The sequence below is a fragment of the Caballeronia sp. GAFFF1 genome (assembly GCF_023630705.1).
GTDB lineage: Bacteria > Pseudomonadota > Gammaproteobacteria > Burkholderiales > Burkholderiaceae > Caballeronia.
Genome location: NZ_JALQEM010000013.1, coordinates 135,317 through 149,916, shown reverse-complemented (window position 1 = coordinate 149,916; position 14,600 = coordinate 135,317). Strand labels below are relative to the sequence as shown.

17 protein-coding genes are annotated in these 14,600 nt (G+C 65.6%); 7 read left to right on the top strand and 10 right to left on the bottom strand.

Annotation, left to right across the window (positions count from 1 at the left end; translation table 11 throughout):
- Window positions 1-591 precede the first annotated feature (591 nt).
- The 3 genes from NCR37_RS06950 to NCR37_RS06940 form a co-directional block, all read right to left on the bottom strand.
- Window positions 592-1,458 (bottom strand): DMT family transporter, encoded by an 867-nt coding sequence (locus NCR37_RS06950; RefSeq protein WP_250472349.1) that lies wholly within the window; start codon window positions 1,456-1,458, stop codon window positions 592-594.
- A 68-nt stretch (window positions 1,459-1,526) separates the two neighbouring features.
- Window positions 1,527-2,438, bottom strand: coding sequence for a YihY/virulence factor BrkB family protein (locus tag NCR37_RS06945; protein ID WP_250472348.1), 912 nt, complete (start codon window positions 2,436-2,438; stop codon window positions 1,527-1,529).
- A 103-nt stretch (window positions 2,439-2,541) separates the two neighbouring features.
- The gene (locus NCR37_RS06940; protein WP_175940354.1) at window positions 2,542-2,745 is read right to left on the bottom strand and encodes a hypothetical protein; all 204 of its coding nucleotides are present in this window, start codon (window positions 2,743-2,745) and stop codon (window positions 2,542-2,544) included.
- Between the two features lie 217 nt (window positions 2,746-2,962).
- On the opposite strand from NCR37_RS06940, the gene NCR37_RS06935 reads away from it, so the two are divergent.
- Window positions 2,963-4,441, top strand: coding sequence for an NCS1 family nucleobase:cation symporter-1 (locus NCR37_RS06935; protein ID WP_250472347.1), 1,479 nt, complete (start codon window positions 2,963-2,965; stop codon window positions 4,439-4,441).
- Between the two features lie 390 nt (window positions 4,442-4,831).
- Here the strand turns inward: NCR37_RS06935 and NCR37_RS06925 are convergent, their stop codons facing one another.
- Window positions 4,832-5,152: a hypothetical protein gene (locus NCR37_RS06925; protein WP_250472346.1), complete on the bottom strand. Its 321-nt coding sequence runs from the start codon at window positions 5,150-5,152 to the stop codon at window positions 4,832-4,834.
- Window positions 5,153-5,345: 193 nt separating this feature from the next.
- On the opposite strand from NCR37_RS06925, the gene tehA reads away from it, so the two are divergent.
- Window positions 5,346-6,344: a dicarboxylate transporter/tellurite-resistance protein TehA gene (gene tehA, locus NCR37_RS06920; RefSeq protein WP_250472345.1), complete on the top strand. Its 999-nt coding sequence runs from the start codon at window positions 5,346-5,348 to the stop codon at window positions 6,342-6,344.
- Between the two features lie 203 nt (window positions 6,345-6,547).
- On the opposite strand, the gene NCR37_RS06915 is transcribed toward tehA, so the two are convergent.
- Complete coding sequence (locus tag NCR37_RS06915; RefSeq protein ID WP_250472344.1) at window positions 6,548-7,465, bottom strand: LysR family transcriptional regulator; 918 nt, start codon at window positions 7,463-7,465, stop codon at window positions 6,548-6,550.
- Between the two features lie 221 nt (window positions 7,466-7,686).
- On the opposite strand from NCR37_RS06915, the gene NCR37_RS06910 reads away from it, so the two are divergent.
- The 3 genes from NCR37_RS06910 (at window position 7,687) to NCR37_RS06900 (ending at window position 9,455) form a co-directional block, all read left to right on the top strand.
- The gene (locus NCR37_RS06910) at window positions 7,687-8,040 is read left to right on the top strand and encodes a hypothetical protein (protein WP_250472343.1); all 354 of its coding nucleotides are present in this window, start codon (window positions 7,687-7,689) and stop codon (window positions 8,038-8,040) included.
- A gap of 25 nt (window positions 8,041-8,065) precedes the next feature.
- A complete protein-coding gene (locus NCR37_RS06905) occupies window positions 8,066-8,308 on the top strand; it encodes a hypothetical protein (RefSeq protein ID WP_250472342.1) in 243 nt (80 codons plus the stop codon).
- A 613-nt stretch (window positions 8,309-8,921) separates the two neighbouring features.
- The gene (locus NCR37_RS06900) at window positions 8,922-9,455 is read left to right on the top strand and encodes a cupin domain-containing protein (RefSeq protein WP_250472341.1); all 534 of its coding nucleotides are present in this window, start codon (window positions 8,922-8,924) and stop codon (window positions 9,453-9,455) included.
- A 21-nt stretch (window positions 9,456-9,476) separates the two neighbouring features.
- Here the strand turns inward: NCR37_RS06900 and NCR37_RS06895 are convergent, their stop codons facing one another.
- Window positions 9,477-10,418, bottom strand: coding sequence for a DMT family transporter (locus NCR37_RS06895; RefSeq protein ID WP_250472358.1), 942 nt, complete (start codon window positions 10,416-10,418; stop codon window positions 9,477-9,479).
- 316 nt (window positions 10,419-10,734) lie between these two features.
- On the opposite strand from NCR37_RS06895, the gene NCR37_RS06890 reads away from it, so the two are divergent.
- Entirely contained in the window at window positions 10,735-11,232 is a 498-nt protein-coding gene (locus NCR37_RS06890; RefSeq protein WP_250472340.1) for an ElaB/YgaM/YqjD family protein, read from the top strand.
- A gap of 126 nt (window positions 11,233-11,358) precedes the next feature.
- On the opposite strand, the gene NCR37_RS06885 is transcribed toward NCR37_RS06890, so the two are convergent.
- The 3 genes from NCR37_RS06885 to NCR37_RS06875 form a co-directional block, all read right to left on the bottom strand.
- A complete protein-coding gene (locus NCR37_RS06885) occupies window positions 11,359-11,922 on the bottom strand; it encodes a hypothetical protein (protein ID WP_250472339.1) in 564 nt (187 codons plus the stop codon).
- A 276-nt stretch (window positions 11,923-12,198) separates the two neighbouring features.
- Window positions 12,199-12,468 (bottom strand): DUF1488 family protein, encoded by a 270-nt coding sequence (locus NCR37_RS06880; RefSeq protein ID WP_175940343.1) that lies wholly within the window; start codon window positions 12,466-12,468, stop codon window positions 12,199-12,201.
- A gap of 219 nt (window positions 12,469-12,687) precedes the next feature.
- Window positions 12,688-12,912 (bottom strand): FmdB family zinc ribbon protein, encoded by a 225-nt coding sequence (locus NCR37_RS06875; RefSeq protein ID WP_250472338.1) that lies wholly within the window; start codon window positions 12,910-12,912, stop codon window positions 12,688-12,690.
- 147 nt (window positions 12,913-13,059) lie between these two features.
- Between NCR37_RS06875 and NCR37_RS06870 the strand changes: the two genes are divergently transcribed.
- Window positions 13,060-13,605, top strand: a complete 546-nt coding sequence (locus NCR37_RS06870; RefSeq protein ID WP_250472337.1) for a DUF4142 domain-containing protein — start codon at window positions 13,060-13,062, stop codon at window positions 13,603-13,605.
- A gap of 73 nt (window positions 13,606-13,678) precedes the next feature.
- Here NCR37_RS06870 and NCR37_RS06865 read toward each other — a convergent pair whose 3' ends face one another.
- Entirely contained in the window at window positions 13,679-14,380 is a 702-nt protein-coding gene (locus NCR37_RS06865; protein WP_250472336.1) for a carbonic anhydrase, read from the bottom strand.
- Window positions 14,381-14,600: the final 220 nt, after the last annotated feature.

The following is a 14,600-nucleotide window of genomic DNA, read 5'->3' as shown; positions in this document are numbered from 1 at the left end:
CCCCCCCCCCCCCCCCCCCCCCCCCCCCCCCCCCCCCCCCCCCCCCCCCCCCCCCCCCCCCCCCCCCCCCCCCCACGGCTCTTCGGGTAGTTCAGCGTGGTGAGGCATGGCTGCGCTCTCCAGAACATGTACATCAGCGGCGGACACCCACCGCGCGCGTGCTCGTGCGCGGGTCGCCGCAGGAAGCCGGATGAAGCGCTCGAGCGAAGCGGACGAGAGTCCTTACGCTGCGCGCGTCATTCGAAATGAATGGTCAAACTGAAAAAGCGTGCGGCCGATCTCGACGGCGTAGTTCCGAGCGTGGCTCATCGGGGCGCGGAGAACCGGCCGTTCGGCCTGCAACGATGTAAGGCTTGCCGCAGGCCGGCAAAATCTGCCAATTGCCAGCAGCCACGGTGTTGCGCGACGCGCGCTATCAGCCGCAAGCCACACTGCGCATGAGGCTGCCGCACGTGACCGCGCGAATACCGAATACTACCGTAGCATCGCGCAGGCCAGCCGACCGCAATCGCCATTCCTCAGATCAGCGAGGCTTCGTTTCGTTGCCTTGCGCACAGACGCAAGCGGCGAACGCATGCGGCGCCGCCCATTCTAACGTCTTCGGCGACTAGCGATAACGAGCGCGATACCGCCGAGAATCGCCACCGAACTGACGACGAGCCGGACACTGAGCGCCTCGCCGAGCAGCGCGACGCCGCCTGCCGCCGCGAGCACTGGCACGCTCAGTTGGACGGTCGCGGCGGTCGCGGGCTCGAGCGTCTTCAGCGCCGCATACCAGATGATGTATCCGAGTCCCGACGTAAGCGCACCCGAGGCCAGCGCATAGCCGAAGCCGGCTGCGTCGAACGTCGCGTGCCGGTAAGCGAGCGCGAAAATCGCCGCCGCGATCGGGAACGCGCGCAGGAAATTGCCGGCGGTCGCGGCGGCTGGATCGGCGAGACCACGGCCTCGCAACGAATACACGCCCCAGCCGACGCCGGCCACGAGCATCAGCGCGGATGACAACGGCTGCGGCGCAGCCAGTCCCGGCAGCACGAGCCAGACAAGGCCGGCGAGCGCCAGCGTCAGGCCGAGCCATTGACGCGCTGTGAGCCGTTCGCCGCGAAAGAGACCGTAGCCGATCATCGTCGCCTGAACCGCGCCGAACAGCAGCAGCGCGCCTGCGCCGGCCGACAGCGCGACGTAGGCATAGGAGAAGGCGACCGCATAGAGCGTGAGCATCGCGGCCGAGGCCCAGCTTCCGGCGCGCCGCGCATCGCCGCCGCGCGCCGCGAGTATCAACCACAGCACGAGCGCCGCCGACGCGATGCGCACGAACGTGAACGTCGCGGCATCGATCTGCGTGCCCTTCAGCGCCAGGCGGCATAGCAGCGAATTGCCGGCGAACGCGAGCATTGCGAGCGCGGCGAGCGTGGCGGTGCGCGCCGGCGACGAAGCGTCGGGATAGGGCTCGTCCATCGAAAGTCCCGGCGATGGCAACGCGCCCAATGTATCCCAACCGGGCCGCGCGGGCATCGTGCAGCGTGTCAGTCGGTCCGAAAGGCGGGCGGCTTCTCCGGCTGCGGCAAGCCGAACCGCTCGAACTCCGAGATGACCTGCGCGCCGAAGAGCAGCAGCGTCGCGAGCGCTTCGAGGCTGAACAGCACGACGATCGACGTGGTGAGCGAGCCGTACACGACGCTCACCTGCGAAAGCGTGGCGAAGTACCAGACGAGCACGTGGCGCGTGATCTCCCACAGCAGGGCGGCGGTAATGCTGCCGAGCAGCGCGAGCCTGAACGACGGCCGCCCCACCGGCATCACGAGATAGATGGACGTCAGCACGAACACTTCGCCCGCCACGCCGAGCAGATAGAGCAGAAGCCGCGACGCGCCCTTGAGCGACAGTTCGAAGCCGAGCAGGGTGACGCTGTTATCGCCCATCGCCTGAAGGCCGTTTGACACCAGCGTGACGATCAGCATGCCCACGCCGAGAAACAGGATGTAGCAGTACGGCAGCAGGGCGGACCAGAGAAAGTGGCGCCGCCGGATGGCGACGCGGTGCACGAAGATGACCGACATCGCATTTTCGAGCACGGTGAAGGCGAGTGAACTGAAGAAGATCATCGTGACGAGAAGCAGCCAGCCGATCACCGCACGATGCGTCAGAAAGTTGGCGAGTTCGCGCACGATGGCGCGCGCCTGTCCCGGCACCAGCCATTCCAGCAGATGCGCGAGCGTGTCCAGCAACTCCTGCTGCCCGACGAACTTCGAGAGCACGATCACGATGAGAATCAGGAGCGGCACGATGGAAAGCAGCGCGTAATACGCCACCGCGCCGGCGAGCAGCATGCCCTGATTCGCGCGGAACGCCTTCACCGTTCGCGTGAGAAACGCGAGCGGATGGCGCGCGACGCTTTTGATCTGTGGCCCGAGCACGGGGCCGAGAATCTTCGACATGGAACCTCCGCGGCGCGTGTGCGGCCCCCGCACGATCGCCAGCCCCATGTTCAGGGCGACGGGACGACAAGCCGCCAAGCAACTTGCACGCCCGAAGCTATGTTTATCCCGCGCGATGCGCCTTCGTGCGGCGTGCGGCGGCTTGCTGCGCGGCTTCTTCGAACGCGATGTCGAGCAGCGCGTCGACGTCCTGGGCCGGAAGATCGGCCGCGTCGATGCGGCGCAACCGGCAGATGAGCGCGAGGGCTTCGGCGGCAGCGGCGAAGGCGAGATTCACATCGCGGGCGGGAAGGCGTTTTTTTCTCATGCCCCGCATATCGGCAAGCGCGCCGTTTTACTTTAATCTCTCTGTAACGGCGGGCGCGTGCCCGCCGTGGCCGGGCCCGCGCGCTTTTTCCCCGGATCTGGCGATTCGCATCTCCATCGCGCTTTCATTTGTCGGCCGTTTGCGTTGCAGGCAACGCTGCTGGAAGCGGCTGAATGCGGCTCAATGCGGCTCGACGCTTTGAACAGAGGGGACGATCATGCCAGCTTCGCACGTCGCTAGTACCTCCGCTCTCGGTCCGGGCGCCGATGTCGATGTCGCCGACGCCGACGAGCGCCTCTACAACCATGACCTTGCGCCCGTGCCGCGCGCGCGGCGCACATGGACCGGCTACAGCATCTTCGCGATGTGGATGTCGGACGTGCACAGCGTCGGCGGCTACACGTTCGCGGCGAGCCTCTTTCTGCTCGGGCTCTCGGGCTGGCAGGTCCTCCTCGCGATGACCATCGGCATTCTGGTGGTCTATGTGCTGATGAACTGGGTCGGAAAGCCAAGCCTCGTGCACGGCATTCCGTTCCCCGTGATGGCGCGCGTCTCGATGGGCGTGATGGGCGCGAACCTCGCCGCGCTGATTCGCGGCGTCGTGGGCATTGTCTGGTATGGCGTGCAGACGTATTTCGCGTCGAAGGCGGTGGCCACGCTGCTCTTGCTCTTCGTGCCGTCGGCCGCGGCGCTGCGCGATACGAGCTTTCTGCGGCTCGACATGCTCGGCTGGGTCAGCTTTCTTTTCATGTGGCTGCTGCAACTCGTGATCTTTCAGCGTGGCATGGAGATCATCCGCAAGTTCATCGACTTTTGCGGGCCGGCGGTGTACGTGGTGATGTTCTTCCTGATGGGATGGATTCTGTATCGCGCGGGGCTCGGGAGCCTCAATCTCACGCTTTCGGGAAAGGTGCTGCCGGGCGACGAGCAATTGCACGCGATGGTGAACGCCGTTTTGCTCGTCGTGAGCTATTTCGCCGCGCTGCTGCTGAATTTCGGCGACTTCTCGCGCTTCGCGAAGAGCGAGCGACAGATGAAAATCGGCAATTTTCTGGGCCTGCCGTTCAACTTCATTGCGTTCGCCATCATCACCGTGATCGTCACGGCGGGCAGCGAGAAAGTATTCGGCGCGATGATCATGGACCCGGTCGAGATCGTCTCGCGCATCGACAACAAGCTCGCGGTGGCGGTCGGCAGCATTACGTTCGTGATCGCGACGATGGGCATCAATATCGTCGCGAACTTCGTATCGCCGGCCTACGACATCGCCAATCTGTTCCCGAAGCACGTGGACTTCAAGAAGGGCGGGCTGATCGCGTCGGTGCTCGCGGTGGTCGTGTGTCCGTGGATCTTCGTCGATAGCCCCAAGGCGATCACGATCTTCGTGTCGGTGTTCGGCGCGGTGCTCGCGCCGCTCTATGGCGTGATGATCGCCGACTATTACCTCGTGAAGCGTCAGCACGTGAATGCCGGCGAGCTGTACACGATGCAGCCCGGTTCGCGCTTCTACTACGACGGCGGCTGGAACAAGGTCGGGCTCGCGGCGCTGATCGTATCCGGCGTGATCTCGGTCGGCTGGGAACTCTCGACGCAACTGCTCAAGGTGCTGCCCGCGAACAACCTCGGCTGGCTGATCGGCGCGGTGGCGGGGGCGTTGCTTTATATCGTCTTCATGCGCGTTGCGCGGCGTACTTGATGCGAACGGCGCGTTCACGCGACGACACCGCCAGGCGCTGCAAGCGGACGACGCGGATGTTGCCTGCGGCACATGCCAACGGAAAGGTGCCCAGTGCTTGCGTGATGCATCTCCATGTGCGGGAAACCATTGCGGTATCGCACAGCCGCACGGTCTGCTGCCGGCGCCCCGGCACGTGATGCGCTTTCACGGCCATCTCGCGCTCTCGCCGGTCGAAGGCGAGGCTTGTGGCAAGCCTCGGCGGGGCATTGCTGAGGCCGAGTCAGCGGCCCGCAGCAATGGCGAGTCCTCGGCCCAGCGAGGCGCCCGACATTTGCATGCCGGGCGTGTCGCTCGCCACGTCGGACATCGGCATATGGCCGTCGTCGCAGCCGTGTCTTTCACGCGAACTTACTTCAGCCAGCGGCGGACATCCTGCTCCCAGTCGGGTTGCCCGCAGTTCGGCGGATTCTCCGGACCGAGCACGGTGATGTAGCCCTGCGTCTTCATGCACGCCTCATAAGCGCGAACCTGCGCGCACCGGCCCGGGCCCGCCTTGCGCGACGAGGCTTTGCAGGTGTCCATCGCGCGGTCCATGGCGCTGAAGTCGGCGTTGCCGGATCCGCTGGCAGGCGGCGGATTCGCGTTCGCCGAAAATTCGACGGGGCCGGTGCAGGCGGCGAGCGCGAGCGGAACCAGGGTGACAAGCGTGCGTGCGAACCGATATGCCATCGTGCCGTTTCCTCGCGTGAATCATGCGGTGCATATTACGCGCACTGTCGGGCCGCGGGCCGCCGCGAGTCTGAGACGATCGAGCAGCCGAACGAGACGTTGCGACATTCGCGCCGCCGGCCCTCGCCACTAAGCTTTCTCCAACGACGAAGAACGCAACCGCGCGCTTCCGTCATCCGAAAAGGAGAAGGCAATGGACAAGAACCAACCTGCAACCCGTCCCGGTCCGATGCCGGTGGCGTTCTTCGGCATCGCGGTGGGCGCGCTGGCGCTGGCGGGCGCATGGCGCGCGGCTGCTCGCGTGTGGCATATACCGCACGGCGTGCCGGACCTGCTGACGGCCGGCGCGCTTGTCGTATGGATCGCGCTTCTCGCCGCTTATGGCCGCAAGTGGCTGACTGAGCGCGACGAGGCCATTGCGGAGATGCGGCATCCGGTGCAGTCGTCGTTTGCGGCGCTGGTTCCGGTATCGACGATGCTCGCCGCGCAAGCGGTTCAGGCCGTTTCGCGCGAACTCGCGGTCGGGCTCTTTGTCGTGGGCGTCGCGAGCCAGCTCGCGCTCGGGGCGTTCCTGCACGGGCGCTTCTGGCAAGGCGGCCGCAAGCCAGAACTGACGACCCCGGCGATGTATCTGCCGACCGTCGCGCCGAGCTTCGTCGCGAGCACGGCAGCCGCGGCTTTCGGCTGGACGCAACTCGGCGCGTTGTTCTTCGGCGCGGGCGTATTCTCGTGGCTCGCGATCGAATCGATTCTGCTGCATCGCGCCGCCGTGCACGAGCCGCTCGCCGATGCGCTGCGCCCGACGCTCGGCATCCAGCTCGCGCCGCCGGTGGTGGGAGGCGTGTCGTATCTCGCGATCACGCACGGCGTGCCGGATGTCTTCGCGTACATGCTGCTCGGCTACGGCCTCTATCAAGCGATGATTTTGACGCGCCTCGTGCCGTGGATTCGTCAGCGCGCGTTCACGCCTTCGTACTGGGCGTTCAGTTTCGGCGTGGCCGCGCTGCCGACAATGGCGATCCGCATGCTCGAGCGCGGGGCGCAGGGTCCGGTGGAATGGATCGCGGTGGCTTCGTTTATCGCGGCTAACGTCGTGATCGCGGGGTTGATTGCTGGAACGGTGCGGGCGGCTGCGCAAGGGCGACTGGTGCCGGTGGTTCCCGTAGTGCCGGTGCAGGCGACGCAGGCGTGAAGCGGGCGGGGCGGCGGTCGTCGGTGGTGGGGTGATGTGGCCGTCTTTGTGGGGAGTGAGTTGTTCCAAGTGGGGGACGGCGAACGCCAAATGGCAAAGGTTGAAGGCATGCGTGATGCCGAATGCAGAATGCCAAACGGCAAATGCCAGATCGGTCGAACGCAACACACAAGCGCCACCCACCACCCCACCTCCCCACACCCTCACCCCATCTGCTCCGCCAGCGTCCCCTCGACGAATTCCTTCAGAAACGCCACCCACGTCTTGATCTTCGCATCCAGATACTGCCGTGACGCGTACATCGCGTAGATCGTCATGGTTTGCAGTTCCCACTCGGGAAGCACGCGCACAAGTTCACCGCTCCTGATGGACGGCAGCGCGGAGAGCGCCGGCAGCGGCGCAATGCCGAAGCCATCCGCGACTGCGAAGGCGAGCGCATCCGCCGAATTCACCCGCAGCCGCCCCGGCGGAAGATCCACCTCGGCGCGTCCGCGCGGGCCCTCGAACGCCCAGCGATCGACCGGAAAGAACGTGGTGACGAGTTGCAGGCACGCATGCTTCGACAGATCGTCGATATCGCGCGGCACGCCCGCCCGCTCCAGATATCGCGGCGACGCGCACAGCACGCTCGGCATCGAGCAGATGCGGGTCGAGACGAGCGCCGAGTCGGGCAGCGCCGTTGTCGTCACCTGCACGAAGACGTCGTAGCCTTCGTCGAGCATGTCGGGCACGTTCTGCGACAACGTCAGCTCTACGCGAACCTGCGGATGCGCGTCCAGATAGCGCGTGAGCGCGGGCACCACATAGTGATGCCCGAACGTGATCGGCGCATGCATGCGCAGCACGCCGCTCGGCAGCACGCGGGCATCGCCGGCTTCGGCTTCAGACAGATCGACTAGCTCGATCACTTCCTTGCATCGCGCAAGGTAGCGGTTGCCGGCATCCGTCAGCGCGACGCGCCGCGTCGTGCGATTGAGAAGCCGCGTGCGCAAGTGCGTCTCAAGATCGGTGATGGCCCGCGATGCCTGCGCCGTCGTGATGTCCAACTGTTGCGCCGCCGCCGTGAAGCTCGATGCTTCCGCCACGCGCGCAAAAATCCGCATGCTTCGCAACAGGTCCATTCGCTCGCAACCATTTTGACGAAGCCCGCACTATCCCACCGGGCGCCCGAGCGCGCAACCGCTTGCGCCAGCATCGCCGCTGCGCTTTCGGCGGGCGATACGGCGCAGATCGACCGTTCGTTTCAACGTTCACATCTGTTACAGGCGTTGTAACGCAAGGCCCGACGCGCGCGCCTAACATGCGGTCATGGCCGTGCTGCGGCCGTCAGGCAGAGGACAACATGAACGTCAAAACAACTATCGGACTCGGAGTCGCCGCATGCGCCGCGCTCGCGTGCGAGGCGGCATTCGCGGGAGTGAGCATCGGGGTCAATCTGGGCGTGCCGGTCGCGCCGGTCTATGCAGCGCCTGCGCCGGTGTACGCCGCGCCGCCACCCGTGTACGCGCCGCCGCCCGTCTATGTCGAGCAGCCCGCGCCGCCGCCCGTCGTGTACCAACCCGCGCTCGTGATGGTCGCGCCTGCGCCGGCGATCGTCGTCGGCTGGCACGGCGATCGTTACTGGGACGGCTCCCGCTATTGGGACCGTCGCGACTGGTACGCGCATCACGGCGGCTATGGCCATCGCCATTGGTGAGAGCGGACGTCGGGGAGCGTACATCATGAATAAGCACACCAACACCACGCCGGGCAGGCGCATGCCGCGCCTGGCTATCGTATCCGCGACGCTCGCGCTCGCGGCGGCATTGAGCGGCTGCGTCTATGCGCCGCCGTATGCCTATGCGCCCGCGCCGGCTTACGGCTATGCGCCCGCGTACGGCTACGGTTATGCGCCGGCGTACTACGCGCCGTCGGTATCGGTCGGCGTCGGGTTCGGCGGATACGGACACTGGCACGGCCGCTAGTCTGCGTGAGCCGGCGACGCATGGAAACGCGATGAATATCGCCCGGCGTCGGATGCGGCGGATACGGACACTGGCACGGCCGCTAGTCTCCGTGAGCCGGAAAAGCGCGGAAACGCGATGACTATCGCTCCGCGTCGGGTTCGACGGATAAGGACACTGGCACGGCCGCTAATCTCCGTGAGCCGGCGACGCGCGTAAACGCGATGACTATCGCTCGGCGTCGGCTTCGGCGGATATGGACACTGGCACGGCCGCTAGTCTCCGTAAGCCGGCGACGCATGGAAACGCGATGAATATCGCCCGGCGTCGGGTTCGGCGGATAAGGATACTGGCACGGCCGCTAGTCTCCGTGAGCCGGCGACGCGCGGAAACGCGATGACTATCGCTCGGCGTCAGGTTCGGCGGATATGGACACTGGCACGGCTGCTAATCTCGATGAGCCGGCGACGCGCGGAAACGCGATGACTATCGCCCGGCGTCGGGTTCGGCGGATATGGACACTGGCACGGCCGCCAATTTCCGTAAACCGGCAACGCGTGGAAAAGCGATAAAGCAGTGCCCGCGACAGGAACAGCCGTTGCTGCGATGCTCCCGATTCCACGGAGATACGCATATGGCCGAGCACACCGAAACCGAGCAGGCGGCCGACGCCCGCTGCGAGTCGTTCATGCTCGCGGCGAACAGCTGGGTGCCGAACAACGCGCGCCTGCCGGTACTCGTCTGGCACGGCGCGATCGATCCTCAGGACCGCGACTGCGGCAGCCGCTTCGAGGCGCTCTTTGCGCAGAACGGCTGGCCGCCGCAATGGCGCGACAGCGTCTTCGACTATCACCATTTCCATTCGACGGCGCATGAGGCGCTGGGCGTGGCCTCAGGGGAAGCAGAACTGATCATCGGCGGGCCGAACGGGCGCGTGATCGCGCTGCGCGCAGGCGATGCCCTGATCCTGCCTGCCGGCACCGGGCATTGCCTGCTGACAAGCGGACGCCGCTTTCAGGTGATCGGCGCGTACCCGCCGGACCAGCAGTGGGACATTCGCCGCGACGCGCTCTCCGACGACGAGCGGCGCGCGATGGAAGCCCTCCCGTTTCCGAAAAGCGATCCGGTCGGCGGAGAAGGCGGACCGCTCGCGCGCTTGTGGCGATAGGCGGCGCTTCGCGCGCGGCGTTCACTGTTTCGCGCATGCCGCGCGGCGTTCGCGTACGAGCGGCACGCGCTTGACGACGCCCGTCGCGAGCGCGGTGCCCGCCAGCACGACGGCGCACGCCGCGGCCATGCCGGCCGACACGCGCTCGGCCAGAAAAAGCGCGCCCCACAGAATCCCGAATATCGGAATCACGAACGTGACGGTAATCGCCCGCGCGGGTCCGGCGACCGCGATCAGGTGGAAGAACACCATGTAAGCCACGCCCGTGCACGCGATGCCGAGGCCGAGCACCGCGCCCCACGCGCTGAGCGACACCGTGCCGGCAGGCCACGCGACGAGCGCGAACGGTAGCAGCACGAGCGTCGCTGCGCTCATCGTGCCGGCCGCCACGGTCAGCGAATCGACACCTGTCAGATACCGCTTCGTGTAACTGGCGGCGATGCCGTAGCAGAGCGTCGCGGCCAACGCGGCGAGGGCCGCGAGCGCCGTCGTCATCGGCGCGATAGCGGGTGTCGTGGCGTCGTGAACGAACATCTGATCCCACACGAGCGCCATCACGCCCGCGAAACCGACGGCCAGCCCCGCGACGCGCAGCCGGCTCAAACGATCGCCGAGCCACAGGTAGGCGACGAGCGCGCCCCACAGGGGCGTCGTCGCGTTGATCACGGAGGTGACGCCGGCGGTCAACGTCAATTCCGCATAGGCGAAGAGACAGAACGGCGCGGCGGAGTTGAAGACGCCGACCACGAAAAGCGGCCACGCGCGCTCGCGCATGGTCGCGAACGCCTCGCGTGGCGAGCCCCGCAATATCACCACGATAAGGAGAAAGGCAGCGCCAATGCCCACGCGCAGCGCCATCAGCGGCGCGACGCCGAGATCGGTCACGCCCACGCGAATGAAAAGAAATGAGCCGCCCCACAGCGCGGCGAGCAGGAGCAACTGGGCCAGATTGACAGGGTTCATGACGGGCTTCGCGTAAAGAATGGATGAAGCCATCGTAGCGGCGCGCCAACGCGCGATGCTTCGCTGCGGCCTGAAACGAAAGATGCGCGAGCCGACGGCTTCATCCGATGGAGGAGCATCGTAGGCGCGCGGCCGGGCGTCGGCAAACGAGCATTTCTCACCGGTATGTGAAAGAAATTGCGATTCGCAGGCACGCACTCTGGCGTCGGGCTTATGCGGTACGGACGACTGGCGCGCGTCGATCGTCGGTGCGACTCTTGCTGGCAGGACGAAGAACGGCTCACGCATGACATCAACGACGCAAAAGGAGAGCGCCATGGAGAACGTCAACGCCAATGACAGCGGCAACGTGAATGCAAAGGGGAACGCCACGGCATCGCCGGGCGAACCCGCTGTGTCGCGCAAGGCCGTGGAGCGCGCGATGGACGCCGCACTCGGGCCCGGCATGGAGCAGAGCGGCGAGGGCAACGCGGCGGCGCACGCGCCCGGCGCTGCGCAACAGCCCGCGCGTAATGCTCCCTATCCCGCGCCTTATCATGCGCACGGCAGCGTGCTGGAGGGCGGCGACAGTCCGGCCGTGCTTGCGCAGCCCGCGTCGGCCTCGGCGCAAGGGCAGGGCAGTCCGTTGCGTCCTGAGCGGCTGTCGGCGGGCCGCCGGGCGCAGCGCGTCATCTCGGGGGCGCAGGATGTCGCCGTGGCGCGCTATCGGCTGGTCACGGAAGGCACCGACGACTTCGTGCACGATAACCCGTGGAAGTCCATCGCGATGGCGGCGATAGGCGGGCTGATCGTAGGGCTGCTGATCGCGCGCTAATGCTGCATGGGGCGCGGCGGGCCTCGTGATGCTTCGCAGCGATGGACGGCGCGGTGCGCATCACCGCGCCGGACCGCTATGAATGTATCGACGAGCGAAGTCCACGCGAGCGGCTAACTACGGACGTCACGCAAGGCGGTCCTGCTGATACACCGATGAAAGCAGCGCCGCGTACAGTTTGCGCATTCGGAATCGAACGCAGGCGTTGATCTCGCGCTCTTGCTTGCCACGCGCGGCTTCGAAACCGCGAAAAATCGGCGATGCTGGGGCTGCTGTCAGCTCACGTCGTCGTGGCGGTAGCTGGGGCTTTTCGTGAGAACGCGCGTCGGCACGCGCACTGATTGCGCATTTCAAGTCAGAGGTAGGTGTTTGTCTCGCGCTCATGCTTGCCATGCGCGTTTCGAAACCGCGTGACCTGGCGATGCTGCGGCTGCGTTCGGGCCCATGTCGTCCCGGCGGCCGCAGGCGCTTCTCATGGGCACGCGCATCGGCACGCGTACTGACTGCGCATCCCGAAGCGATCGCAGGCGTTTGTCTCGCGCTCACGCTTGCCATACGCGGTTTCGCCATCACGCGAATCGGCGGTGCTGCTGTCACGCTCGTGATGTTCTGGCGGTGGCAGGCGGAATTCGTGGACACGCGCATCGGCGCGACGGGCCGGCAGCGGCAGGCGACGAATGGCATCGGCATGCGCTTGAGCACTTCCTGGCGGAACTACAGCGCGAGGAACGTGTGGCAGGGTAGGAGCCGCTGCTGATCGGCGCTCGCCACGAACTTAGCACCGAACCGCGCGACGCATTGCGAGCAGCCGGCTGCGACGGATCTGTCGCGAGCTTTGGCTGCTGAGTAATGCACCCGTTGCCGCATTCTCGCGTGCCGAGACATTGCGGCAAGCGACGTCGCGCCGTAGCGTCGACGCTGCCGTCGATTGAATCAATCCGACCGGCGGCGTCGATATAAGAATGTTCAGGCCGTCTTCTTGAAGTCGTTGGTTTCGAGTTCCACCGACTGACCGCCATTGCGCTCGAGCGCCCGGCGCGCCGCTTCCTCGATCTGCAGACGTCCACCTTCGAACGCGCTCAAGATGGCGTGCGACGAGGTTCCGCTGTTACCGAAGTGGTCGTTGAGCGCGTCGAGAGACACGCTGCACCAGACTTCGCGGCCGTCCACCGACGCTTCGAATGCGACACGCGCTGCCGCTACCACATGACGCCGCCCGCTGAACTCTATCGTCATCCTGATCACCTCCTGTTATTCGTTTGAGTTAAACGTTGGGAAAAAAAGGGAAAGTGGAAAGGCTTGATGCACGCTGACCGTCACGCTCGGGACGAAGCGGCCGGGTGCTGGCATACCCGGTGCCGCTTTCATCATACGCCGCGCGGCGCGTTTGCAGGGAAGTGCAACGCGTATGCCTAGCCGCGCGTCGGAGCCGGCGCGCGCATCCGCGAGGACCGTTCAGCAGCAGAGGCAGCCGCCGCGATGCCGCATGCCGTAACTGCCGACGTCGTCGTTCTGGGGCTGCGAGCCGCCGCCGCTGCTCCCGACGGACGGCGCGCCGACGGTCACGCGCACTGCCGTCGCGCCGCATGTGGGGCAGGCGGCGGGGTCGTCGCGTTCGGAGATACGGCGGACTGCTTCGAATGCGCCGCATTCGGAGCACGCGTAGTCGTAGACAGGCATGGCGTTTCGGTAAAGAAATTGAGAAGGGAAGTGTAGCAAGCCAGCACTCGGAGAGTAGCAATAGCTATTCCGGAAGGCCGGCCGCCCTCGATCGCGTGGCATCGCCATTGCTATCCAAGGGAGCTATCACCGCCAAAGGAGGCATCAATGAAACGCAATGCAGTTCTGCTCACCGCGCTGGCATCGGCGCTATTTGCCGCCGCGCCGGCAGTCACGCTCGCGCAGACGCAGGCGGCCAGCACCACGATGGCCAACGACTTGCCTTCGCCTGACAAGGAATTCGTGCAGGCCGCGTCGAAGTCCAGTTCCACGGAAATCGACGCCAGCAAGCTCGCGACCAAGCAATCGCAAGACAAGGATGTGAAGAGCTTCGCGCATCACATGATGGTCGATCACACGAAGCTCACCATGCAGCTCAAGATGGCCGCGCCGCACGGCATCGCCGTGCCGAAGGATAATTCGGACACCGCCATGCTCGACTCGCTGAAGGGGCTGAAGGGCAAGGAGTTCGATACCGCCTATATCCAGAAGGTCGGCGTGCAAGGGCACCAGGAAGCGGTCGAAGCCTTCAAGAAGGAAGCCGAAGGCGGCCAGAACGCGGATCTGAAGAAGGCCGCGCAGAAGGCATTGCCGACCATCGAGCAACACCTGAAGATGGCGCAGGACCTCGCCTCGAAGAAGGGCGTGCAGTAAGCATGAGCAGCGAAACGGCCGGCGCGGCGTGGGCCGCCGCGCCGCCTTTTCCCCTGCAGCGACTCTGCTCCTGTCAGCGCGAGCCGCTGTGCAGGAGCCGCTCGCGTGCTTGCGGAATGGACTGGAACGCGCCGGCGTTCTCATCGAACACGGACACCTCGCCCTGTCCGATGTCGTAGACCCAGCCCTGCACCTGTAGCTTGCCGAGCGCGAGCCGTCCCGCCACCGCCGGGTGCGTGCGCAGATGCGTGAGCTGAAGGCGGATGTTTTCTTCGACCATCGCCTGCACGACGCGGTTTTGGTCGAGCTTCTTCGTCATGACGACACTGCGCGCAGCTTCCGCGTTGCGCAGCCACGCGTGGACCGTCGGCATCTCATCGGCAATGGTCGCGCCGGACGCGAGGCCCTTCATGGCGCCGCAATCCGAGTGGCCGCAGATGACGATCTGGCGCACGTTCAGCGCCAGCACCGCGAATTCCACCACGGCGGAAACGCCTCCGAGCATTTCCCCATAGGCCGGCACGATATTGCCGATGTTGCGGCACACGAAAAGCTCGCCCGGGTGCGTCTGGGTAATCATCTCGGGCGACACCCGCGAGTCGGCGCACGTAATGAAGAGCGTATGCGGCGCCTGCTGATGAGCGAGGCTCTTGAAAAGCGCCTCGCGGTCGGGAAAGACGAACCGGCTGAAGTCTTCGGCGCCCTGCAGCAGATACAGCAGGTCGGGGTTATCGGAGCCTTTGCGCTCTTCGTTCATCGTCAATTTGTCGGACATGGGACCTCTTCGTTTCACAGACCGGCGCGCGTCACGCGCCGCAACCGAGAGCTTGCGGGGTTTTGAGATGGACTGCAAGCGGCACCGACATCCGCGCCCGTGCTGCGGCGTCCTTCCGCCGCGTTTCAATTTTTGCGCAATCTTATAGTTCTTGACGAATTACTGCCGGGCCTCTGTTAGTTTTACGCTCCAAAATTCCCCAACAGCGGTTCCGCGCGCT

Coding starts and splice junctions, on each gene's coding strand:
- NCR37_RS06950 (WP_250472349.1), bottom strand. CDS start 1,458: ATGGACGAGCCCTATCCCGACGCTTCGTCGCCGGCGCGCACCGCCACG.
- NCR37_RS06945 (WP_250472348.1), bottom strand. CDS start 2,438: ATGTCGAAGATTCTCGGCCCCGTGCTCGGGCCACAGATCAAAAGCGTC.
- NCR37_RS06940 (WP_175940354.1), bottom strand. CDS start 2,745: ATGAGAAAAAAACGCCTTCCCGCCCGCGATGTGAATCTCGCCTTCGCC.
- NCR37_RS06935 (WP_250472347.1), top strand. CDS start 2,963: ATGCCAGCTTCGCACGTCGCTAGTACCTCCGCTCTCGGTCCGGGCGCC.
- NCR37_RS06925 (WP_250472346.1), bottom strand. CDS start 5,152: ATGGCATATCGGTTCGCACGCACGCTTGTCACCCTGGTTCCGCTCGCG.
- tehA (WP_250472345.1), top strand. CDS start 5,346: ATGGACAAGAACCAACCTGCAACCCGTCCCGGTCCGATGCCGGTGGCG.
- NCR37_RS06915 (WP_250472344.1), bottom strand. CDS start 7,465: ATGGACCTGTTGCGAAGCATGCGGATTTTTGCGCGCGTGGCGGAAGCA.
- NCR37_RS06910 (WP_250472343.1), top strand. CDS start 7,687: ATGAACGTCAAAACAACTATCGGACTCGGAGTCGCCGCATGCGCCGCG.
- NCR37_RS06905 (WP_250472342.1), top strand. CDS start 8,066: ATGAATAAGCACACCAACACCACGCCGGGCAGGCGCATGCCGCGCCTG.
- NCR37_RS06900 (WP_250472341.1), top strand. CDS start 8,922: ATGGCCGAGCACACCGAAACCGAGCAGGCGGCCGACGCCCGCTGCGAG.
- NCR37_RS06895 (WP_250472358.1), bottom strand. CDS start 10,418: ATGAACCCTGTCAATCTGGCCCAGTTGCTCCTGCTCGCCGCGCTGTGG.
- NCR37_RS06890 (WP_250472340.1), top strand. CDS start 10,735: ATGGAGAACGTCAACGCCAATGACAGCGGCAACGTGAATGCAAAGGGG.
- NCR37_RS06885 (WP_250472339.1), bottom strand. CDS start 11,922: ATGCCGATGCCATTCGTCGCCTGCCGCTGCCGGCCCGTCGCGCCGATG.
- NCR37_RS06880 (WP_175940343.1), bottom strand. CDS start 12,468: ATGACGATAGAGTTCAGCGGGCGGCGTCATGTGGTAGCGGCAGCGCGT.
- NCR37_RS06875 (WP_250472338.1), bottom strand. CDS start 12,912: ATGCCTGTCTACGACTACGCGTGCTCCGAATGCGGCGCATTCGAAGCA.
- NCR37_RS06870 (WP_250472337.1), top strand. CDS start 13,060: ATGAAACGCAATGCAGTTCTGCTCACCGCGCTGGCATCGGCGCTATTT.
- NCR37_RS06865 (WP_250472336.1), bottom strand. CDS start 14,380: ATGTCCGACAAATTGACGATGAACGAAGAGCGCAAAGGCTCCGATAAC.